The organism is Thalassobellus citreus (genome assembly GCF_044385915.1).
In the GTDB taxonomy this organism is placed as follows: Bacteria; Bacteroidota; Bacteroidia; order Flavobacteriales; family Flavobacteriaceae; genus Thalassobellus; species Thalassobellus citreus.
Map to the genome: position 1 here is coordinate 1 of NZ_JBISCC010000061.1, position 387 is coordinate 387.

Sequence of the window (387 nt, forward strand, 5' to 3'; positions counted from 1 at the left end):
CCGCATCAGAAACATTGTAAGTAATAATATAAGTACCTGCTACATTAGAATTAACAGTATCACCACCAATAACAATGTTTGCAGAAATGTCACCATCTTTATTATCAGAAGCTGTAGCACCTAATTCAGAATAAGTATCACTAACGTTAATATCGATAGACGCTGCTCCCGTAAGGGTAATAACAGGTGCCGTTGTATCAGGAATCACATTTACCGTTCTAGTAACTTGTGTTGCAGGATTTCCAGCCGCATCAGAAACATTGTAAGTAATAATATAAGTACCTGCTACATTAGAATTAACAGTATCACCACCAATAACAATGTTTGCAGAAATGTCACCATCTTTATTATCAGAAGCTGTAGCACCTAATTCAGAATAAGTATCAC

At 35.9% G+C, this 387-nt stretch carries 1 protein-coding gene; it reads right to left on the minus strand.

The features are described from left to right. Window positions 1-387 (minus strand): immunoglobulin-like domain-containing protein (locus ACH5TX_RS00305; RefSeq protein WP_439337568.1); only part of this gene is annotated, 387 nt, incomplete at both ends.